The organism is Xanthomonas floridensis (assembly GCF_001642575.1).
Lineage (GTDB): Bacteria > Pseudomonadota > Gammaproteobacteria > Xanthomonadales > Xanthomonadaceae > Xanthomonas > Xanthomonas floridensis.
This window is the reverse complement of the sequence record NZ_LXNG01000001.1, coordinates 59,086-79,561: the sequence shown is the minus strand read 5'-3', so window position 1 is coordinate 79,561 and position 20,476 is coordinate 59,086. Positions and strand designations below refer to the sequence as shown.

At 66.1% G+C, this 20,476-nt stretch carries 20 protein-coding genes; 13 read left to right on the top strand and 7 right to left on the bottom strand.

From position 1 onward, the window contains the following. Nucleotides 1-31: 31 nt before the first annotated feature. Together proC and A7D17_RS00360 are read right to left on the bottom strand one after the other, a co-directional pair. Nucleotides 32-883, bottom strand: coding sequence for a pyrroline-5-carboxylate reductase (gene proC, locus A7D17_RS00365; protein ID WP_064507270.1), 852 nt, complete (start codon nucleotides 881-883; stop codon nucleotides 32-34). A gap of 52 nt (nucleotides 884-935) precedes the next feature. Next, nucleotides 936-1,628, bottom strand: a complete 693-nt coding sequence (locus A7D17_RS00360; protein WP_064507459.1) for a YggS family pyridoxal phosphate-dependent enzyme — start codon at nucleotides 1,626-1,628, stop codon at nucleotides 936-938. Between the two features lie 339 nt (nucleotides 1,629-1,967). On the opposite strand from A7D17_RS00360, the gene A7D17_RS00355 reads away from it, so the two are divergent. The 4 genes from A7D17_RS00355 to A7D17_RS00340 all read left to right on the top strand — a co-directional run bounded on the left by A7D17_RS00355 (nucleotide 1,968) and on the right by A7D17_RS00340 (nucleotide 5,776). Next, the gene (locus A7D17_RS00355) at nucleotides 1,968-3,005 is read left to right on the top strand and encodes a type IV pilus twitching motility protein PilT (protein ID WP_003489919.1); all 1,038 of its coding nucleotides are present in this window, start codon (nucleotides 1,968-1,970) and stop codon (nucleotides 3,003-3,005) included. Nucleotides 3,006-3,127: 122 nt separating this feature from the next. After that, nucleotides 3,128-4,258 carry a PilT/PilU family type 4a pilus ATPase gene (locus A7D17_RS00350; RefSeq protein ID WP_064507269.1) on the top strand — a complete coding sequence of 377 codons (1,131 nt, stop codon included), beginning with the start codon at nucleotides 3,128-3,130 and terminating at the stop codon, nucleotides 4,256-4,258. Next, a complete protein-coding gene (locus tag A7D17_RS00345; RefSeq protein WP_064507268.1) occupies nucleotides 4,255-4,824 on the top strand; it encodes a hypothetical protein in 570 nt (189 codons plus the stop codon). Before A7D17_RS00350 ends, A7D17_RS00345 begins: the two co-directional genes overlap by 4 nt. 277 nt (nucleotides 4,825-5,101) lie before the next feature. Further along, complete coding sequence (locus A7D17_RS00340; RefSeq protein ID WP_064507457.1) at nucleotides 5,102-5,776, top strand: YitT family protein; 675 nt, start codon at nucleotides 5,102-5,104, stop codon at nucleotides 5,774-5,776. Between the two features lie 60 nt (nucleotides 5,777-5,836). Here the strand turns inward: A7D17_RS00340 and A7D17_RS24380 are convergent, their stop codons facing one another. From A7D17_RS24380 to A7D17_RS00330, 3 genes are read right to left on the bottom strand one after another with little or no spacing between them, the layout of a single operon-like run. Beyond that, the gene (locus A7D17_RS24380) at nucleotides 5,837-5,977 is read right to left on the bottom strand and encodes a hypothetical protein (protein ID WP_161946508.1); all 141 of its coding nucleotides are present in this window, start codon (nucleotides 5,975-5,977) and stop codon (nucleotides 5,837-5,839) included. Continuing rightward, entirely contained in the window at nucleotides 5,974-6,513 is a 540-nt protein-coding gene (locus A7D17_RS00335) for a DNA-3-methyladenine glycosylase I (protein WP_064507267.1), read from the bottom strand. Before A7D17_RS00335 ends, A7D17_RS24380 begins: the two co-directional genes overlap by 4 nt. Further along, nucleotides 6,510-8,351 (bottom strand): DUF4153 domain-containing protein, encoded by a 1,842-nt coding sequence (locus A7D17_RS00330; RefSeq protein WP_064507266.1) that lies wholly within the window; start codon nucleotides 8,349-8,351, stop codon nucleotides 6,510-6,512. Before A7D17_RS00330 ends, A7D17_RS00335 begins: the two co-directional genes overlap by 4 nt. A gap of 78 nt (nucleotides 8,352-8,429) precedes the next feature. Between A7D17_RS00330 and A7D17_RS00325 the strand changes: the two genes are divergently transcribed. The 5 genes from A7D17_RS00325 (at nucleotide 8,430) to A7D17_RS00305 (ending at nucleotide 12,120) form a co-directional block, all read left to right on the top strand. Further along, entirely contained in the window at nucleotides 8,430-8,996 is a 567-nt protein-coding gene (locus A7D17_RS00325; RefSeq protein WP_064507265.1) for a YqgE/AlgH family protein, read from the top strand. Continuing rightward, the gene (gene ruvX / locus A7D17_RS00320; protein WP_064507264.1) at nucleotides 8,989-9,456 is read left to right on the top strand and encodes a Holliday junction resolvase RuvX; all 468 of its coding nucleotides are present in this window, start codon (nucleotides 8,989-8,991) and stop codon (nucleotides 9,454-9,456) included. Before A7D17_RS00325 ends, ruvX begins: the two co-directional genes overlap by 8 nt. Before the next feature lie 13 nt (nucleotides 9,457-9,469). Then, the gene (locus A7D17_RS00315; protein WP_064507263.1) at nucleotides 9,470-10,417 is read left to right on the top strand and encodes an aspartate carbamoyltransferase catalytic subunit; all 948 of its coding nucleotides are present in this window, start codon (nucleotides 9,470-9,472) and stop codon (nucleotides 10,415-10,417) included. Between the two features lie 514 nt (nucleotides 10,418-10,931). Beyond that, nucleotides 10,932-11,366 carry an OsmC family protein gene (locus tag A7D17_RS00310; RefSeq protein ID WP_064507262.1) on the top strand — a complete coding sequence of 145 codons (435 nt, stop codon included), beginning with the start codon at nucleotides 10,932-10,934 and terminating at the stop codon, nucleotides 11,364-11,366. Between the two features lie 151 nt (nucleotides 11,367-11,517). Further along, nucleotides 11,518-12,120, top strand: a complete 603-nt coding sequence (locus A7D17_RS00305) for a glycine zipper 2TM domain-containing protein (protein ID WP_064507261.1) — start codon at nucleotides 11,518-11,520, stop codon at nucleotides 12,118-12,120. 282 nt (nucleotides 12,121-12,402) lie between these two features. On the opposite strand, the gene A7D17_RS00300 is transcribed toward A7D17_RS00305, so the two are convergent. After that, nucleotides 12,403-13,284 carry a PhzF family phenazine biosynthesis protein gene (locus tag A7D17_RS00300; protein WP_064507260.1) on the bottom strand — a complete coding sequence of 294 codons (882 nt, stop codon included), beginning with the start codon at nucleotides 13,282-13,284 and terminating at the stop codon, nucleotides 12,403-12,405. Between the two features lie 31 nt (nucleotides 13,285-13,315). After that, nucleotides 13,316-14,194 (bottom strand): PhzF family phenazine biosynthesis protein, encoded by an 879-nt coding sequence (locus A7D17_RS00295; RefSeq protein WP_064507259.1) that lies wholly within the window; start codon nucleotides 14,192-14,194, stop codon nucleotides 13,316-13,318. 179 nt (nucleotides 14,195-14,373) lie between these two features. On the opposite strand from A7D17_RS00295, the gene A7D17_RS00290 reads away from it, so the two are divergent. Genes A7D17_RS00290 through murD form a run of 4 tightly spaced genes read left to right on the top strand, consistent with a single transcriptional unit; the run spans nucleotide 14,374 to nucleotide 20,164 of the window. Next, nucleotides 14,374-16,983, top strand: a complete 2,610-nt coding sequence (locus tag A7D17_RS00290; RefSeq protein ID WP_064507258.1) for a bifunctional aspartate kinase/diaminopimelate decarboxylase — start codon at nucleotides 14,374-14,376, stop codon at nucleotides 16,981-16,983. Next, nucleotides 16,967-17,425, top strand: a complete 459-nt coding sequence (locus tag A7D17_RS00285) for a hypothetical protein (RefSeq protein ID WP_064507257.1) — start codon at nucleotides 16,967-16,969, stop codon at nucleotides 17,423-17,425. Before A7D17_RS00290 ends, A7D17_RS00285 begins: the two co-directional genes overlap by 17 nt. Continuing rightward, nucleotides 17,422-18,777, top strand: a complete 1,356-nt coding sequence (murL, locus tag A7D17_RS00280; protein ID WP_064507256.1) for a UDP-N-acetyl-alpha-D-muramoyl-L-alanyl-L-glutamate epimerase — start codon at nucleotides 17,422-17,424, stop codon at nucleotides 18,775-18,777. The genes A7D17_RS00285 and murL overlap by 4 nt, the downstream gene beginning before the upstream one ends. Then, the gene (gene murD, locus A7D17_RS00275) at nucleotides 18,758-20,164 is read left to right on the top strand and encodes a UDP-N-acetylmuramoyl-L-alanine--D-glutamate ligase (protein ID WP_064507255.1); all 1,407 of its coding nucleotides are present in this window, start codon (nucleotides 18,758-18,760) and stop codon (nucleotides 20,162-20,164) included. The genes murL and murD overlap by 20 nt, the downstream gene beginning before the upstream one ends. Nucleotides 20,165-20,476 lie beyond the last annotated feature (312 nt).

Genomic DNA, 20,476 nt, shown 5'->3' with positions numbered 1-20,476 from the left:
AACCGCAAGCCGTGCAGCAGGCACAGCTCGCCTAATCGTTGGCGGCTGACAGGCTACGGCCGCGTTCGGTGGCTGCGGCAATGGCCTGTGCTGTCAGCGCTTCAAAACCACCGGCCTGAAATGTCTCGATGGCCGCCTGCGTGGTGCCGTTGGGCGAGGTCACCCGACGCCGCAGTACCTCCGGTGCCTCGCCCGATTCGGTGAGCATGCGCGAGGCGCCCAGCAGGGTCTGCAGAACCAGCGTGCGGGCGGTGTCGGCCGGCAGTCCCTGCGCCTGTGCCGCCGCTTCCATCGCTTCGGCCAGCAGGAACACGTAGGCCGGCCCACTGCCGGAAACGGCCGTCACCGCGTCCATCTGTGTCTCCTCGTCGATCCACACGGTGACGCCGGCACTCTGCAGCAACTCGGTTGCCTGCGCGCGCTGGGTCTGGGAGACGCGTGCAGTGGCGTACAGGCCGGTGACGCCGGCACCGAGCAGGGCAGGGGTATTGGGCATTGCGCGGACCACGGCCACCTCGCCGCCGCACCAGCGCTGCAACTGCGTTGCGGTGATACCCGCCGCGATCGAGACCAGCAGCGGTTGCCGGGCCTGGGCAAGATCGGCCAGCTGCGCGCAAACCGACGCCATCACCTGTGGCTTGACCGCCAGCACCCAGGTCTGCGCGCCATCGGCGGCCTCGCATGCGTTGTCCAGCGTCTCCACGCCGAAATCGTGCGACAGCGCCGCGCGCAGGTCGGCAACTGGCTCGGCGACACGGATGCAGGCGGCCGGCACCCCCTGCCGTATCAGTCCGGCGATCAGGCTGCGCGCCATGTTGCCGCCGCCGATGAAGGCGATGGAGCCGGCGTTGGCGGACGACGCAGACGCGGAAGGCAGGGTCATTGGAAGCTCCAGTAAGCAGGAATGGATGGTGCGTGCGTGCATGCAGCGCGGATCAGGCGGATGCGTCGGGCGCGGGCACGCGTGCACCGAATAGCGCCGTGCCCACCCGCACCATGGTGGCGCCGGCTGCGATCGCTTCGGTGAAATCCGAGCTCATGCCCATCGACAAGGTGTCCACCTGCGCGAAGCGCTGCTGCAGCTGTTCGAATAGCACCTGCATGCGGGTAAACGCTTCTGCGCGCCGCGCCGCTTCCGGAAACGGCGCGGGGATGGCCATCAATCCGCGCAGGCGCAATGTGGGCTGCAATGCGACGGCGTCGGCCAGCGCGTCGATCGCCTCCGGCACGCAGCCGTGTTTGCTGTGCTCATCGTCGATGTTGACCTGGATCAGCACATTCAATGGTGCGCGGTCGTCCGGGCGGTGGCGCGCGAGCAGCGGGATCAGTTTGGGGCGGTCCACTGTCTGCACCCAGTCGAAGCACCGGCTGGCCAGCTCGGCCTTGTTGGATTGCAGGTGACCGATCAGGTGCCATTCCAGCTGTAGTGCGCGGAGCGTGGCGACCTTGGTCTCGGCTTCCTGCACGTAGTTTTCGCCAAATGCGCGCTGTCCCTGCGCGGCCAGCGCGGCGATGGCCTCGGCAGGCTTGGTCTTGGAGACCGCCAGCAGGCGGACGTCGCTGCGGGCATGCTGGGCTGCCGCGGTCTGGATGGCATCGAGAATCTGCTGTAGCGACGAAACCGGCACGGGGACATCCAGCAAAGGCGGGGGCGCTAGTGTGCCGCCGCCGGTGACTGGCTTCCAGCGCACAGCGTCCGGCTGCCTATATATAGGAGGTGGGATAGGCACGCTGACAGGGCGGGTGGAAGGATTGCGCACATGTACGGCCGTTGCCGGGCGCGTTCGGCGGCGCCCAGGTCCGGATACGGGCAGGGGCAGGCCGCTCATGTCCGGAAAACAACGCCTTCAGCCCTGCACCGGTCTGCCGGCCTGAACCGGCGTCCCGCCGCTTCCCGCGCGCTGTCAGAACGCTATACTGCCGGCCGGGGAGTACCTTCCAATCGCAGCCTAGGGGAAAAGCAGCGCATGGATATCGCTGAACTATTGGCGTTTTCTGTCAAGAACAAGGCATCGGACCTGCACCTGTCTGCAGGGCTGCCGCCGATGATCCGTGTCGATGGCGATGTCCGTCGCATCAATATTCCGGCGCTGGACCATAAACAGGTGCACGCGCTGGTGTACGACATCATGTCGGACAAGCAGCGGCGCGATTACGAAGAATTCCTCGAGGTCGATTTCTCGTTCGAGATTCCCTCACTGGCGCGCTTCCGCGTCAATGCGTTCAACCAGAACCGTGGTGCCGGTGCGGTGTTCCGCACCATCCCCTCCGAAGTGTTGACGCTGGAAGACCTGGGCTGCCCGCCGATCTTCCGCCAGCTGATCGACCAGCCGCAGGGCCTGATCCTGGTGACCGGCCCGACCGGTTCGGGCAAGTCGACCACGCTGGCCGGCATGATCGACTACATCAACAAGAACGAATACGGCCACATCCTCACCGTCGAGGATCCGATCGAATTCGTGCACACCTCGCAGAAGTGCCTGATCAACCAACGCGAAGTGCACCGCGACACGCACGGCTTCAACGAAGCGCTGCGTTCGGCACTGCGCGAAGACCCGGACATCATCCTGGTCGGCGAATTGCGCGACCTGGAAACCATCCGCCTGGCGCTCACCGCCGCGGAAACCGGTCACCTCGTGTTCGGTACCTTGCACACCAGCTCGGCGGCAAAGACCATCGACCGCATCATCGACGTATTCCCGGCCGGCGAAAAGCCGATGGTGCGCTCGATGCTGTCCGAGTCGCTGCGCGCGGTGATTTCCCAGGCCCTGCTGAAAAAGGTCGGCGGCGGCCGCACCGCTGCCTGGGAAATCATGGTCGGCACCCCGGCGATCCGCAACCTGATCCGCGAGGACAAGGTGGCGCAGATGTATTCCTCGATCCAGACCGGCCAGCAATACGGCATGCAGACCCTGGACCAGCATCTGCAGGACCTGGTCAAGCGCAGCCTGATCACGCGCAACCAGGCGCGCGAATACGCCAAGGACAAGCGGATATTCGAGTGATACGGGAATAGGGAATCGGGAATGGGGAATTGCAAGAGCGCGTTCCCGGTACCGATTCCATTGCCCGGCTTCTCCAATTCCCGATTCTCGATTCCCAATTCCCGGCTCCGAGGGAGCACGCCATGAGCACCATCGACTTCACCTCCTTCCTCAAGCTGATGGCGCATCAGAAGGCGTCGGACCTGTTCATTACCTCCGGCATGCCGCCTGCGATCAAGGTGCACGGCAAGATAAGCCCGATCACGCAGACGCCGTTGACCGCGCAGCAGAGCCGCGATCTGGTGTTGAACGTGATGACGCCGTCGCAGCGCGAAGAGTTCGAAAAGACCCACGAGTGCAACTTCGCCATCGGCGTGTCCGGGGTCGGGCGTTTCCGTGTCAGCTGCTTCTACCAGCGCAACCAGGTGGGCATGGTGCTGCGCCGGATCGAGACGCGCATCCCGACGGTCGAAGAGTTGAGCCTGCCGCCGGTGATCAAGACGCTGGCGATGACCAAGCGCGGCATCATCATCTTCGTCGGCGCCACCGGTACCGGTAAATCGACCTCGCTGGCGGCGATGATCGGCTACCGCAACCAGAATTCCACCGGGCACATCATCACCATCGAAGATCCGATCGAATTCGTGCACAAGCACGAGGGCTGCATCATCACCCAGCGCGAAGTCGGCATCGACACCGATAGCTGGGAGAACGCACTGAAGAACACCCTGCGCCAGGCGCCGGACGTGATCATGATCGGCGAGGTGCGCACCCGCGAGGGCATGGACCACGCCATCGCCTTCGCCGAAACCGGCCACCTGGTGCTGTGCACGCTGCACGCCAACAACGCCAACCAGGCGATGGATCGCATCATCAACTTCTTCCCGGAAGACCGCCGCAACCAGCTGTTGATGGATCTGTCGCTGAACCTCAAGGGCGTGGTCGCACAGCAGCTGATTCCGACCCCGGATGGCCGCAGTCGCCGCGTGGCGATGGAGATCATGCTGGGCACGCCGCTGGTGCAGGACTACATCCGCGACGGCGAGATCCACAAGCTCAAGGAGATCATGAAGGAGTCCACCAACCTGGGCATGCGCACCTTCGATCAGAGCCTGTTCGAGCTCTACCAGGCCGGCGAAATCAGCTACGAAGACGCGCTGCGTTACGCCGACTCGCAGAACGAGGTGCGCCTGCGCATCAAGCTCTCGCAGGGAGGCGACGCCAAGACCCTGTCGCAGGGGCTCGATGGCGTGGAGATCGCCGAGGTTCGGTGAGGTCGTCCGGACTGACGCAGGGGCACGTCCCGGAAGCTGCCAGCGCGACGCACGATGTCGACGATCCGCTGGCGCTGCTGTTTGCGCCCTCCAACTGGAAGCTGGTTGCGATGTTCGTCGCCAGCTTCGGGGCCTACGGCGGCTACTGGTTCTACCGCAACTGGATTGCGTTACGCGCGATCACAGGGCGCCCGAGCATATGGCCGGTCTGGCGGGCGGGGCTTGCGCCGCTGTGGGTGATGAGCTGCTTCAGGCTGCTGGGGCAGTGCGTTGGGCTGCAGGGACGATCCCGTTGGCTTTTCCGGCTGTCCGCAGTGGTCTTCATCGCGTTGTTGCTGCTGACGTTCTCCGAAAAATCGCGCCCGTTCTTCCTGGTGTTAGGCTGGCTGCCGATCGCCGTGGTCAATACGCGGCTGCGGCGCTTCAAGCGTGCGCAGGGCATTCCGGAATGGCGCCGCGAGCGTTTCACGCTGCTGAGCATCCTGTGGCTGGTCAGTGGCGGACTGTTGTTCACGCTCAGCGCGCTTGCTGCGCTGGCGATTGCGCTGATACAGCTGAGTCGCTAAGCCGATCCACAGTGGCCGATCGCATGTTGCCAGTCACCCGGAGACGACCTCCCGGTCCGGCGCCCGGCATTGCGTCTGGTCGTGGCGCGCAGTGGTGGGCTGGCCGGCCGAGCCGGACGACGTGCCAGTTCTTCCGCCGCTTCCTCACGCTTGCATGGCACAGCAGTGCTGTTTCAGATGTAACCGCAGTGGCCGATAGTGTCTAATATCGCACCCCACTGCAGTCCCCATACCCGTGAGCCTTCCCGATTCCGATCTGCGTCCGGAGCAAGAGCCGTTGCCCGATGACGGCGCCGTGGTCACCTCCGGTCCGTTGACGCCACCGCCGGATTCGGCCGGCACCCCGGCCGACGATCACGCGTATCACCACTCGGTGGCCGAGGACGTGCAGGGCATGGTGCTGGCCACGTTGGTGGCTTCGCTCGGCCTGGCGATCTTCGCCAAGGGCGGGTTGATGATTGGCGGCATGGCGGGTGTGGCGTTCTTGCTGCACTACGCGCTGGACTGGAACTTCGGCCTGGTGTTCGTGCTGGTCAACCTGCCGTTCTACTGGTTGAGCGTGCGCCGGATGGGCTGGGAATTCACCCTGAAGACGTTCGCGGCGGTCGCTGCCTGCGGCGCGCTGACCAATCTGCTGCCGCGCTGGGCCGATTACGCGCATCTGAGCACCGCGTTTTCGGCCATTGCCGGCGGTGCGCTGTCCGGCCTGGGCATCCTGTTCTTCATTCGCCACCGCGGCAGCCTGGGCGGCATCGGCATCCTGGCGGTCTACCTGCAGCGCGAGCGCGGCTGGAGTGCGGGCAAGGTGCAGATGAGCTTCGATGCCATGCTGATGCTGGTGGCGTTCTTCGTATTGAAGCCGGACAAGGTGCTGTATTCGGCGATCGGCGCGCTGATGCTGAGTCTGGTGCTGATGTTCAATCACCGCCCGCATCGCTACATGGGGGTGTGATCTGCGGTTCGGCGCGGCGCGCACACGTCGTGACCGCTGACGGCGAACCGTTCGCTGCTTCTAGGGTGACTTCTGCGCGATGACGCCAGTGAGGCCAGCCAGCAGCAGCCACGCGCTGCGCGAGCGCAATGCGATACGCAGCGTTGGCATGCCAAACAACGGACCGGCGTTGCGTGCGACGCCGTGCAGGTGGCGGCTCACGCGTGCTGCATCCATGCCGGTTTCAGCCTGGCAATCGTCTTGTAGACCGGGCATTGCGCATGATGCGCTCCGGGTAGGTAGCCCAGGCTCATCAGGAATTCGCCGGTGATTTCGCCGCCGGTGAAGCGGAAGGTCTTCTTGAACAGTTTGACCCAGGCCGGCTTGTCCAGCGGGTGATGCGCGTCCAGCCATTGCGCGAAGCTGCCGTGCGAACGACGCATCGCCTGGATGACCTGCGCGTTGTGGATGGCCGCCAGAATCTTCAGGCGATTGCGGATGATGCCGGCATCGCCCAGCAGGCGGGCGATCTCGGTGTCGCCGTAGCCAGCCACGGTATCCACATCGAAGCCGTCATAGGCCTGCCGGAAATTGGCGCGCTTGCGCAGGATGGTCTCCCAGCTCAGGCCGGCCTGATTGATTTCCAGCACCAGCCGCCCGAACAACTCGCGTTCGTCGCGTTGCGGGAAGCCGTATTCGTGGTCGTGGTAATGGCCGTGCACCGGGTGGCCCGGGGCGATGGCGCAATAGCCGCTCATGGCCGAGATTCCTGTCGCATGCCTTCCTCGCTGGGCCTGATGTGGATGCGTCGGTCTCCCGGCAATGCCAGGTCTGGCCAGCGGGTGGGCTGCGTCCGAATCTGGTTGTTGCGCAGCGCCTGGCTCACTTCGCTCATCGCCTCGCTGTCGAGGGAGTAGAGCTGTGCCGTGCCCGCTTGATACCACCCGTCTCGGTTGCGTGTCTGCAGCTCGCAGGCAACCGCATGGTCTGCGTTGAGGCTGCACAGCAGCACGTCGAGCTGGCCGTCGCCATCCAGGTCGTTGCTGCTCACCACGCAGTTGCTGTTGCCCTGCGTACAAGCCCCGGAGAGCATTTGCGACCTGACCAGGTACTGCCACCAATCCGGCGGCGGCGCTGCCTGGCCGGCCGCCACGGTCACGTGCAGGCGGATCTGGGTCAGGTCGGTCAGCTGTCTGTCCTGTTGGTCTGCTACCGGTTGATCCCTGCTCCAACGACTGGTGCGTGCCAGTAACTGTTCCAGCTGCCTGCGTGCGGCATCGCCGGCAAATGCCGGGCTCTGGCGCAGCGACTGCACCGCCAGGTAGCCCCGGCGGCCATTGTCGAAACGCAGGAACTCCAGATTCGCTTTCACACTCTCGGGCGTGCCGGTCGCCAGCCGCTGGATCTGGCTGTGCACGGTGATGCGGTAAGGATCCAGCAACGGGCTGTTGATCAGGATCGCCAGGCCGATCACCACCCACGACAACAGCATGTTGCCGCCGGCCAGGTGCGCCAGCCAGTGGCCCGCGCGCGGCCGCAGTACCGCGAACGCATAGGCCAAGGCGTACGCCAGTGCCAGGGTCGCCAGCACGGCTGCGCAGAAGCGCTCGCCGGTCCAGCCATGCTGCCCAATGCGCAGAACCAGGGCATAGGCGGCCAGCGCTGCGTGCAGCGGCAGGCTGAGCAGGCCGGCCTCGACCACCCGGCGCAGCCAGCGCGGGTACGGCGGCTGCACGTCGTCATCGCGATAGACCGCATTGGTGAACAGCACCAGCCCGAAGACCAGGCTCAGCAGGATCGCCGCCGCCGAACGGGTCTGCCAGAGCGCCTGCAGGCCGGTGAACGGAAGCACCAGCAGGAACAGCACGCTCACCGCGGCCAGCAGCGGCAGCAGGCCCGTGCACAGCGAGAACAGGATCTGGCGCATCACCTGTACGGCGCGGTGCTGGGTGCGCCCGATCAGGATGCCCAGTCCCGTCATCACGCCCGTCGCCAGGTAGATGAAGGCCTGCTCGCGGAACAGCTCGCGAAAGACCGTGATCTTGACCAGGGCGAACAGGCTGGCCCACAACCACAGCACCATCCAGCACACCCAGACGAACAGCAGCGCCAGCGCAAGGGTCAACGCGTTCTGCCAGGCATGGTCGAACAGGGTGCGGTAGTCCGCCCGCCAGTGGCCGTGCTGCTGGCGATACTGCAGCCAGGGCAGGGCGACGAACCACCCGACCGTGACGGTGAAGCCGAACGGCCACAGGACACTGGCGGTCTGCAGGGCGGGGGCACCGGTGGCGCTCCACGCCGCCCAGCTGCCCAGTGCGGCCAATACCAGCGTACTGCCGGCCACGTGCTGCCACAGGCGGCGATCGCGCAGCTGCTGCAGGCTCAGCAGCAGCATGCTGGGCACCGTCATCACCAGGGTGTACCAGCAGATGCGCGCGCCGGGTTCGGTGAACGGCCGCACGTCGTGCTGCGCCCCCAGGGCGGCCAGGTACAGCAACCCGCCCTGCAACAGCGCGACCAGCACGATGAAGGCACGGGTCTGCCGTGGCAGGGGGATCTCGGAGCCGAGGTTGTCGGTGGTGGGGAGGGTTTGCATGCACGGTCCTTGTTCGAGGCAAGCGGCCAGTATGGCAGCGGCTCTGCGCGCGGCGGAACGAACGGCTAGAATGCGGCCATGTCCGTTTTACCCACGCCTCTGGCCAACCAACTGCTGATCGCGCTTCCGGCGCTGTCCGACCCCACGTTTTCACGCAGCGTCGCGCTGATCTGCCAGCACGACGAGAACGGCGCGATGGGCGTGCTGGTAAATCGCCCGTCCGAGTACACCCTGGGCGAAGTGCTGTCGCAGATGGGGATCGAAACCGAAGACACGCAGCTGTGCGAGCAGATCGTGCTCAGTGGCGGGCCGGTGCATCCGGAGCGCGGCTTCGTCATCCACGACGATGCGCGCGAGTGGGATTCCAGCCTGGAAGTGGGGCAGGGCGTGTTCCTGACCACCTCGCGCGACATCCTCGAAGCCATGGCCGCCGGCGAAGGCCCGCGCAATGCGCTGGTGGCGCTGGGCTGTGCAGGTTGGGGGGCGGGGCAGCTGGAATTCGAGCTGGGCGAGAACAGCTGGCTGACCGCGCCCTCCGATGCCAACGTGCTGTTCGATACCGCCCTGGAAGATCGCTGGCAGACCGCCGCCGGGCGCATCGGCGTGGACCTGTTCCGGCTGACGGATTATTCCGGGCATGCCTGAGGCGGGCACCATCCGCCCCGATGGCACGGTGCTGGGCTTCGATGTGGGGTCGCGCCGCATCGGCGTGGCGGTCGGCACCGCGTTGGGTGCAGGCGCGCGCGCGGTGGCCGTGATCAACGTCCATGCCGGCGGCCCGGACTGGGTGGCATTGGATCGCGTGCACACGCAATGGCGTCCCGACGGCCTGGTGGTCGGCGACCCGCTCACCCTGGACGACAAGGACCAGCCTGCACGCAAGCGTGCCCATGCATTCGCCCGCCAGCTACGCGAGCGCTATGCGCTGCCGGTGGTGTTGATCGACGAGCGCTCCAGTTCGGTCGAGGCCGCCCAGCGTTTCGCGCGCGAGCGCGCCGATGGGCGCAAGCGTCGCCGCGATGCCGAGGCACTGGATGCGATGGCTGCGGCCGTGATCGTCGAACGCTGGTTGGCCGCGCCCGACCAGGCCACTCTTCTTCCCTGATTCCTGACCTGCGATGGCTGCCATGCAACTCGATTCGAATGGACGTTTGCGTCACCTGCTCACCCTGGAGGGATTGCCGCGCGCCACGCTGCTGCAACTGCTCGATCGCGCCGGCCAGATCCGCGATGCCGCGGTGGGCCGCGTCGGCAAGCGCAGCGTGCTGGCCGGCACCGCGGTGTGCACGCTGTTCTTCGAGCCGTCCACGCGTACGCGCAGCTCGTTCCATCTTGCCGCGCAGCGCCTGGGCGCCGACGTGCTCAACTTCGACGCGTCGACCTCTTCCACCCGCAAGGGCGAGACTGCGCGCGACACCTTGAAGAATCTGGAGGCGATGGGCGTGCGCGGGTTCGTGGTGCGCCATCCCGACGACGGCGCGGTGGAAGCGCTGGCCGCCGCAGCCGGCGAGGGCACCGCGCTGATCAATGCCGGCGACGGCCGCAGCGCGCACCCCACCCAGGGCCTGCTCGACATGCTCACCCTGCGCCAGGCCAAGGGCACTGACTTCTCCAGGCTCAAGGTCGTCATCGTCGGCGACGTGAAGCATTCGCGCGTGGCGCGTTCTGACCTGCATGCGCTGCGCACACTGGGCGCCGGCGAGATCCGCGTCTGTGGCCCGGCGAGCCTGCTGCCCGATGACGACATGCTGGACGGCTGCGTGGTCGGCCAGGACTTCGACGCGATGCTGGAAGGCGCCGATGCGCTGATGATGCTGCGCCTGCAGCGCGAGCGCATGGAAGAAGGCCTGGTGCCCTCGCTGGAGCAATACCACGCCGAATACGGCCTCACCCGCGAGCGTCTGGCGCGTGCCGGGCGCGATGCGGCGGTGCTGCATCCGGGCCCGATCAATCGCGGCGTGGAAATCACCGACGACGTCGCCGATGGCGCGCAATCGTGCGTGTTGCGCCAGGTTGCCAACGGCGTTGCGGTGCGCATGGCGGTGCTGGAAACCCTGCTGGGTTGATGCCGCCAGCAGAACACCCGCGTCCGCCACCAGGCGGGCGCGGACGTGAAGCAATCGAGACAGCTCGCACGGATCGATACAGAACGTTTGCGCGCCCGAGCGCTGGGTCGTCAGCCACGACGTGTAGCCCGCTGTTAGTGCAGCTGAAACGCCTGCCTTGGTGGTGAGCGCTGCATCACCGTCTGCACTGTGTGCCAGGTGTAGCCACGCCGTTGCGTCGTATTGATCGCATAAGTCATGAAATTCGCCATGCATGTGTGCCGCGCCAGGCTGCAGCACGCCAGTGCACCTGATTTAGCGGCGAAATAACAACCCAGTAACCGCATTTCCCGGCCACAGGTTTTCAGGTCCACTACCAATGGCCCAGGCCCTCGCCAACAAACCCAACCGCTAGCCTGCTCTTACGATTCCCGATTCCCGATTCCCGATTCCCGATTCCCGATTCCCGACTCCAGCACCACCACGTAACACCCGCTCCCCTATCGTGAGGTCCCTTTCATCGCAGGAGACCGCAATGGGTATTTCGCGTCACGCCACCGCACATTGGGAAGGCGACCTCAAGACCGGCAAGGGTCAACTCAGCACGCCGCAAAGCGGCCTGATGGACAACACCCGCTACGCCTTCAGCAGCCGCTTCGGCGACGAAAAGGGCACCAATCCGGAAGAGCTCATTGCCGCTGCACACGCGGGTTGCTTCACCATGGCGCTATCGGCGCAGTTGAGCGAAGCGGGCTTCCCGCCGGCCTCGCTGGATACGCGAGCGGACGTCGACCTGTCGATGGAAGGCGGCCCGCAGCTGTCGCAGATCCGCCTCAAGCTCAAGGCCGTGGTGCCTGGAATCGATGAAGCCAAGTTTCGCGAGCTGGCCGATACCGCCAAGAAAAATTGCCCGGTGTCCAAGGCATTGAGCGCCGTGCCGATCAGTTTGGATACCGAGTTTTCCAACTGATGCCCTGCGCGTGCATGGCGTCGGCGCGCGCGCTGGCGCCATGCAGCTGGCGACAACCTGAATAGGCCTTTCGACAGCCCGTCTGGTTCAGGGCGGTTTCACTGCCGCAAGCCGAGCATCGGCAGCGTGTCCTCCCTGTGAAGCTGCCGCAATGAAAACTCTTGTGCTTGGTGCTCTGGTAATGGGTCTGGCCGTAGCGGGCAACGCAACGGCGCAGCGCTATGACAGCGGCTACCGCGACACCTATCGCGGCGGCTACGAGGACGGTCGTTACGAATACGCACGGGTGGTGCGCGTGGATCCGATCATCGTGTCGGACTCCTACAACGAACGCAGCAGCGAGCGTTGCTACAACCGCCCGTCCGATGGCTACTACACCAGCAATGACGGCTACTATCGCGATGGCGGGAGTTATGGCTCGCCCAATGCCTCCAACCGCGGCGTCGCCAGCGTCATCGGCGGTATTGCCGGCGCGGTACTCGGCAGTCAGGTGGGTGGCGGTAACGGGCGTCTCGTCGGCACCGCTGTTGGCACCATGGCCGGTGTCGCAGCGGGTCGTTCGATCTACGAAGCCAATCACCGCACCTACCAGGGCAACGTCAGTGTCTGCGAGCCGGTGGCGTATCGCACCACGCGCGAACGTGTGGACGGTTACGACGTGACCTACGAATACGGCGGCCGCATGTATCACACACGTAGCGATTACAACCCGGGCGACAGGATCCGCGTGCGCGTGGACGTACGCCCCGACTGATTGACTGCATCTAGCTGTTTGTAAAAACGCTGCGGGAGACCGCAGCGTTTTTTGGGTTGGGAGCCATGCAGTAAACAAGTGTGCGATGGTGCTTGATGGCACGTCGCACGCAAAAGACTGCAAAAATTTCTGGATTCGCCGGCCAAACGCAGGCGCGCCGCGCATTGGATGCTGATCGGGCTGATCTCCAGCGCAGAAGAATGTCGATCAGGGTTGCCTCTAAACCACCCGTCTCAGATTTGGCGGAGACAGTGACGCCGCAGCCCCTGCAGCCCGCAGCGCTCAACTCCAGTCCAAGGTCCCGCGAATCACCGTCTGCACCTGGCCGCCGGACCACACGTCGCCGCCGGCGTCGATACGCAGCTCCAGCAAGGCATCGAATCCGATTTCGCGACCCTGGCTGACCACATAGCGGCGGCCACTGCCGGGCAGCGCATGGCGGCTGTCCAGCCATGCGGCCAGTACGGCATTGGCCGCGCCGGAGGCGGCGTCTTCGAAGCGCCGTCCGTTACCGACGAACGCGCGCACGGCCAGGTCGTAGCTGCCCGCGGTCGCGGCGCGCGCATAGGCGAACACACCCATGCTGCCGGTGGATTCGGCCAGCGCGGCAATCGCGTCCCAGTTCGGTTGCAAGCTGCGCAAGGCGGTTTCGCTGGCCAGTTCCACTACCCACCAGGTGCGTCCACCGTCCATCAGCGCGGGTGGAAGGCTGCCGAGCGGCCAGCCATGCAGCGCAGCGTGCAGGCGCGGGTCGTCGGCAGTGACCTGTTCGGCGACGCGGGCGCGTGGCGTGCGGATGGCGATGCTGCGGTGGCCATCGATCTGCTCCACCCGCAGCGGCAACTGCCCGGCGATGCCGTCCTGCACCAGCAGGCCGTCGTCGGGCGTGGCCAGCCCGGCGTCGAGCACCGCATGCGCCGTGCCCACGCTGGGGTGGCCGGCGAACGGGACTTCTTTTTGCGGCGAGAACATGCGCAACCGGTAACTGCTATGCGCATCGGCCGCAGGGAACACGAAGGTGGTCTCCGGCAGCTTGGTCCAGCGCGCAATCGCCTGCATGGCGGCATCGTCCAGTCCCTGCGCATCCAGCACCACTGCCAGCGGGTTGCCGCTGCCGGGGCGGGCGGAGAACACATCCAGTTGCAGGAAACGGCGGGTGGTCATGAGGGGCGATCCGCGGGCAGGGCGCGGCAGCTTACCAATCGATGCGGCCGTCGATCACCTGCAGCGTCGTTCCGCCGATCCAAACCTCGCCCTGATCGTCCAGTTCCACCTGGATGCGTCCGTCGCGGCCGACCTCGCGGCCCTGGCTGGCGACATAGCGCGAGTCCTCGCCCGGCAGGCGTCCCTCGCCGTGCAGGCGTGCAGCGATGCAGGCATTGGCGCTGCCGGTGACCGGATCTTCGGGAATGCCGTCGCCGGGGCAGAACGCGCGCACGACCAGGTCTTCGCTGCCGCCATCGACGGGCGCGTAGATGGCCAGCCCGGTGGCGGCGCTGGCCTGGGTCAGGCGGGTGATCGCGGCAAGATCCGGCGCGGCCTGACGCACCGCCGCGGCATCGGCCAGCTCCAGCAGCCACCAGTTCGGGCCGTTGCTCCAGAGCGCTGCCGGCTGCGCTGCCACCTGCAATCCGGCGCAGGCTGCCTGCAATGCTGCCGTGTGGGTGTCGCCGGTTGCGATGACGCGTGCACGTGGCGCGCGCAGCCGCACCTGCAATGCGCCGTGGCGGTCGAACACGTCCACCGGCAAGACGCCGGCTGCGCATTGCTGGTGCAGCCGGCCATCGGCGGTGTAGCCGGTCAGTCCATGGGTTGCCGCGACCCACGCCGCGCCGACGCTGGGGTGGCCGGCAAACGGCAGCTCAGCGCGTGGAGTGAAGATGCGGATGTGATAGTCGGCATCCGGCACGCTGACGGGCACAAAGAAAATCGTCTCCGACAGGTTCAGCCAAGCGGCGATCTGTTGCATCTGTTCGCTCGACAATGCGCCCGCGTCAAACACGACGCCCAGCGGATTGCCGGAGCCGGTGCGGCTGGCGAAGACGTCCAGTTGCAGGTAGCGATGCTTGCTCATCTGTACGCGGTCCCGGGTTAGGCATTCATGCGGATGGTTGCAGCGTAAACCGTTGTGGCGCGGCGATAGCACAGTGCGGACTGCGACCACTGACGAGGTCATGCAAGGGATATTGGCAGTAGAATCGGGGGTTCCGCCCGGCACACCGGCTTTTTCCCCCAATCTTAACCGCCTACTCCATGTCAGCTCCCCACTCTACCGATCGTTGGATCGTCCTCAAGTTCGGCGGCACTTCGGTGTCGCGTCGTCATCGCTGGGACACGATTGGAAAACTGGCGGGCAAACGGGCGAGCGAAACCGGCGGCCGCGTGCTGGTGGTGGTGTCTGCATTGTCGGGCGTGACCAACGAGCTCACTGCCATTGCCGATGGCGCCGCCGACAGCGCGCAGCGCGTGGCCGCGCTGGAGCAGCGTCATCGCGATTTCGTTGCCGAGCTTGAGCTCGATGCACAGACGGTGCTGGGCGAGCGGCTGGCCGCGTTGCACGCCTTGCTTGCGGATGCGCGTGCCGCAACGCGCACGCTCGATTGGCAGGCCGAGGTGCTTGGGCAGGGCGAATTGCTGTCTTCCACCATCGGTGCGGCGTATCTGCATGCCAGCGGCCTGGACATGGGCTGGCTGGATGCGCGGCAGTGGCTGTCGGCGCTGCCGCCGCAGCCCAATCAGAGCGAATGGTCCAAGCGCCTGTCGGTGTCGTGCCAGTGGCAATCGGATGCGGACTGGCGCGCGCGCTTCGATGCGCAGCCCACGCGCTTGCTGATCACCCAGGGTTTCATTTCGCGGCACGCCGATGGTGGTACGGCCATCCTGGGCCGCGGCGGCTCGGATACTTCGGCAGCGTATTTCGGTGCGCTGCTCGGCGCCAGCCGGGTGGAAATCTGGACCGACGTGCCCGGCATGTTCAGCGCAAATCCAAAGGAGGTGCCGGACGCGCGCCTGCTGACCCGGCTGGACTATTACGAAGCGCAGGAAATCGCCACCACCGGCGCCAAGGTGCTGCATCCGCGGTCGATCAAGCCGTGCCGCGATTCCGGCGTGCCGATGGCGATCCTGGATACCGAGCGCCCCGATCTGCCCGGCACCAGCATCGACGGCAGCGCCGAGCCGGTGCCTGGCGTCAAGGCGATCAGCCGCCGCAACGGTATCGTGCTGGTGTCGATGGAAGGCATCGGCATGTGGCAGCAGGTGGGCTTCCTGGCCGATGTGTTCGCGCTGTTCAAGAAGCACGGCCTGTCGGTGGACCTGATCGGTTCGGCCGAGACCAATGTCACCGTGTCGCTGGATCCGTCGGAAAACCTGGTCAATACCGACGTGCTGGCCGCGCTGTCGGCGGATCTGTCGCAGATCTGCAAGGTCAAGATCATTGTTCCTTGCGCGGCGATCACCCTGGTCGGGCGCGGCATGCGCTCGCTGCTGCACAAGCTGTCCGATGTGTGGGCCACGTTCGGGCAGGAACGCGTGCACATGATTTCGCAGTCGTCCAACGACTTGAACCTGACCTTCGTCATCGATGAAGCCGACGCCGATGGCCTGCTGCCGATCCTGCACGCGGAATTGATCGACAGTGGGGCAATGCCGGTCAGCGAAGGCGAGGTGTTCGGCCCGCGCTGGCGCGAGATCATCGGGTCGGTGCGTCCGCGGCCCACGCCGTGGTGGCATGCCGAGCGCGCGCATTTGCTGTCGCTGGCGCAGGCCGGTACGCCGCGTTACGCCTATCACCTGCCGACAGTGCGCGCGCGTGCGCACGCCCTGGCGCAGATTGCCGCGGTGGACCAGCGCTATTACGCCATCAAGGCCAATGCGCATCCGGCGATCCTGATGGCGCTGGAACAGGCTGGTTTCGGGCTGGAATGCGTGTCGCACGGTGAACTGCGCCGGGTGTTCCAGACGCTGCCGGAGCTGTCGCCGCGGCGGGTGCTGTTCACCCCGAGCTTTGCGCCCAGGGCCGAGTACGAAGCCGCCTTTGCGCTGGGCGTGACCGTCACCGTGGACAACGTCGAGGCGCTGCGCAACTGGCCGGAGGTGTTTCGTGGCCGCAACGTGTGGTTGCGCATCGACCTGGGCCACGGCGATGGCCACCACGAGAAGGTCAATACCGGCGGCAAGGCGTCCAAGTTCGGCTTGTCGTCCACGCGCGTGGACGAGTTCGTGGAGGCGGCGCGCACGCTCGATGTCACCATCACCGGCGTGCATGCGCACCTGGGCAGCGGCGTGGAGACCGGCGAACACTGGCGGATGATGTACGACGAACTGGCCGGCTTCGCGCGCCGCATCGGTACGGTGGAGACCATCGATATTGGTGGCGGCCTGCCGATTCCCTACAGCGCCGAGGACGAGCCGTTCGATCTGGAGGTGTGGGCCAAGGGCCTGGCCGAGGTCAAGGCCGTGCACCCGGGCTACCGCCTGGCGATCGAACCGGGCCGCTATCTGGTGGCCGAGGCCGGCGTGCTGCTGGCGCAGGTCACCCAGGTGATCGAAAAGGACGGCTTGCAGCGCGTGGGACTGGATGCGGGCATGAGCACGCTGATCCGCCCGGCGCTGTACGACGCCTGGCACGACATCGAGAATCTCAGCCGGCTCGACGCGCCGGCCGACGGCAGTTTCGATATTGTCGGGCCGATCTGCGAATCCTCGGACGTATTCGGCAAGCGCCGCCGTCTGCCGGCCAGCACCGCGCCGGAGGATGTGATGCTGGTGGCCGATGCCGGTGCATACGGCTATTCGATGGCCAGCACCTACAACCAGCGTGAGTTGCCGCGCGAAGAGGTCATCGATGCGCCCGCTGGCTGAGTTCGTGGTGCTCAGCATGCTTGCCGGCGCTGCGTCGATGGTGATGTCCACGGCCATCGACATGGTTGACCTGCGCGTCCCCTGGACCGACAGCCTGAAGTGGGTGCTGCCCGCAGTGCTTGCCGCCGGCACCGGCGCGTGGTGCTCCGGCCGCTGGCAGCAGCGTCGCCAGGCGCGCGCGCCGGCACGGCAGGCTGGCGGCATGGCAGTGCGCACGGTGCTGCTGAGCGGGCTCAGCTATCTGCCGGCGCTGCTGATGTACCTGTTGCTGGCGCTGGCGGTGACCGGCGATGCGAAGGTGATCGGCTCGCAGGTCATGCTGCTGTTGTTCGCGATCGGTTGCCTGCCGCTGCTGTGGGCCGTGGTGCCGTTTTCCATGATTGAATATGTCCTGTGCCGACGTTATCTGCGTCGTTTGCACGTTCCTGCAGGTAGTCCATGAGCGCTTTCGACAAACACCAGATCTCCACATTCCGTTTCGTGCGCTGCGCGCTCGACGCGCAGACCGGCGTGGCGACGCTGGTGTATGCCTTCGACCAGGGCCCGGAACTGGTGGAAACCGTCGCCGTGCCGGGCGCACCGTTCGCGCTGGAGGGCGCACACGCCGTGGCGGTGCAACAGGCCTTGCGCCTGCTGCACCTGATCGCGGGCGTGAGTTACTACAAGGCCGCGGCGCCCCCGACCATCGCCATCGACGACTACAGCATCGATGCCGACACCGCCGCGTTGGTGGAAAGTGTGTATCTGCATGGCCTGGGCGAATTCGCCTACCGCAATGGCTTGAACCTGCACGGCAAGATCAACTTTCCGGCGGCTGCGCAGGCAGCTGACCAAGCGCCTGCGTTGGGCTTGCGCGAGCATGCATTGGTCGCCATCGGTGGCGGCAAGGATTCGCTGGTCAGCATCGAGGCCCTGCGCCAGGCCGGTGTCGATCAGACCGTGAGCTGGATCGGTGGCTCGCAGCTCATCCGTGCCTGCGCCGAGCGCACTGGCCTGCCGGTGCTCAATGTCGGGCGCGTCCTGGCGCCAGAGCTGTTCGAGCTCAATCGCCAGGGCGCCTGGAACGGGCATATTCCGGTCACTGCGGTGAATTCGGCCATCCTGGTGCTGTCGGCGTTGCTGACCGGTGTGGACCAGGTGGTGTTTTCCAACGAGCGCTCGGCCAGCTACGGCAGCCAGATTCCGGGTACCGGCGAGGTCAATCACCAATGGTCCAAGGGCTGGGCCTTCGAACAGGCGTTCGGCGAGTATGTGCAGCGGCACGTGGCGGCCGATCTGCGCTACTACTCGTTGCTGCGGCCGTTGTCCGAGCTGGCGGTGGCGCGGCAGTTCGCCAAGAGCGATCACTACGACGCGCATTTTTCCAGCTGCAACCGCAACTTCCACATCATGGGAGAACGCCCGGTGCACCGCTGGTGCGGGGTGTGCCCGAAGTGCCATTTCGTATTCCTGGCGCTGGCCCCCTTCATGCCGAAGACGCGACTGGTGGGGATCTTCGGGCGCAATCTGCTCGACGATGCCGCGCAGACTGGCGGCTACGACGCGTTGCTGGAATTCCAGGACCACAAGCCGTTCGAGTGCGTGGGCGAGGGCCGCGAATCGCGCGCTGCGATGGCGTTGCTGGCAACGCGTGCGGAGTGGAAGGAAGACGCACTGGTGACGCGTTTCATCCGCGAGATCCAGCCGCAACTGGATCCGCAGGAGCTGCAACTGGAGCCGTTGATGTCCATCGATGGCGAGCACCGTATCCCGGCGGCGCTGTGGGAGCGCGTGCGTGCGAATTTCGCAGCTTGAGGGCAGGGCGGTTGCGTTGTGGGGATGGGGGCGCGAAGGGCGCGCGGCGTATCGCGCGTTGCGCACCGCGCTGCCTGCCCAGCCGCTGACAGTGTTCTGCAGTGCCGAGGAGGCGCGTGAACTCGCGGCGCTGGACGATGCGACAGTGCAGGTAGAGACCGATGCCAGCGCGCAGGCGCTGGGCCGGTTCGAGATCGTGCTGAAGTCGCCCGGCATCAGCCCGTATCGCGCCGAAGCGCTGGCCGCCGCCGCGCACGGCACGCAGTTCATCGGCGGCACCGCGCTGTGGTTCGCCGAGCACGCGCAGGCCGATGGCGACGTGCCTGGCGCCATCTGTGTCACCGGTACCAAGGGCAAGAGCACCACCACTGCGCTGTTGGCGCACCTGCTGCGCAGCGCCGGGCACCGTACCGCGCTGGTCGGCAATATCGGCCAGCCCTTGCTGGAAGTGCTGGCACCGCAGCCGCCACCGGCGTACTGGGCGATCGAGTTGTCCAGCTACCAGACCGGCGAGGTCGCGCGCAGCGGTGCGCGCCCGCAGCTGGCACTGGTGCTGAACCTGTTTCCCGAACACCTGGACTGGCACGGCGATGAGGCGCGCTACGCGCGCGACAAGCTGTCGCTGGTGACCGAAGGTCGCCCGCGGATCGCCTTGCTCAACGCGGCCGATCCGCTGTTGCGCGGCATGCAGTTGCCCGATAGCGAGGTGCGCTGGTTCAATCATCCCGACGGCTGGCATCTGCGCGGCGACGTGGTGTACCGCGGCGAGCAGCCCATTTTCGATACCGCCAACGTGCCGCTGCCCGGCGAACATAACCGCCGTAATCTGTGCGCGGTACTGGCCGCAGTGGAAGCGCTGGGCCTGGATGCCGCGGGATTGGCGCCGGCCGCGTTGAGTTTCCGCCCCTTGCCCAACCGGCTGCAGTTGCTGGGTCGCGTGGACGGCATCAGCTACGTCAACGATTCCATCAGCACCACCCCCCATGCCTCGCTGGCTGCGCTGGCCTGCTTCGCGCAACGGCGCGTGGCCTTGCTGGTCGGTGGACATGACCGTGGGCTGGATTGGCAGGATTTCGCCGAGCATATGGCGCAGCAGGCACCGCTGGAAATCGTCACCATGGGCGCCAATGGCCCGCGCATCCACGCCTTGCTGGCACCGCTTGCCGCGTCGGGGCATTTCGGCCTGCACGCCGCCGGCGATCTGCAGCAGGCGATGCAGCTGGCACGCGAGGCGCTGGGCGAGCAGGGCGGCGTGGTGCTGCTGTCGCCAGGTGCGCCCAGCTTCGGCGCGTACAGCGACTATGTGGCACGCGGCCGGCATTTCGCCCAGCTGGCCGGGTTCGACCCGGCGGCGATCAGTGCGATTCCCGGGCTGGGCGTGCAGTAACAAGCGTTGCCTGGGCCAACGCGGTGGCCATCGTGCTGCCGGCGCGCTGGGAGTACGAGGTGATCCTGGCGCAGTTGGCTGCGTTCGGTCCGGCTGGTGCCGAAGTGACTTGCGGACACGCGCGCGATAAGCAGAAGTGCCTTTGCTGCCGCGATGGCCAGTGCCGCCGGCACCGGTGGAGAGTGCCAGGCAAGCTCAGCGCAACTGGCAGGGTTCAAGCCGGCTTCTTTCGCTGCGCATCCTGGAGAGAGGGGCAGGAAGAGATGGCCGCCCTGCCGTTGCCAGGCGCGTGCCTTGCAGACGTTCGAGGGA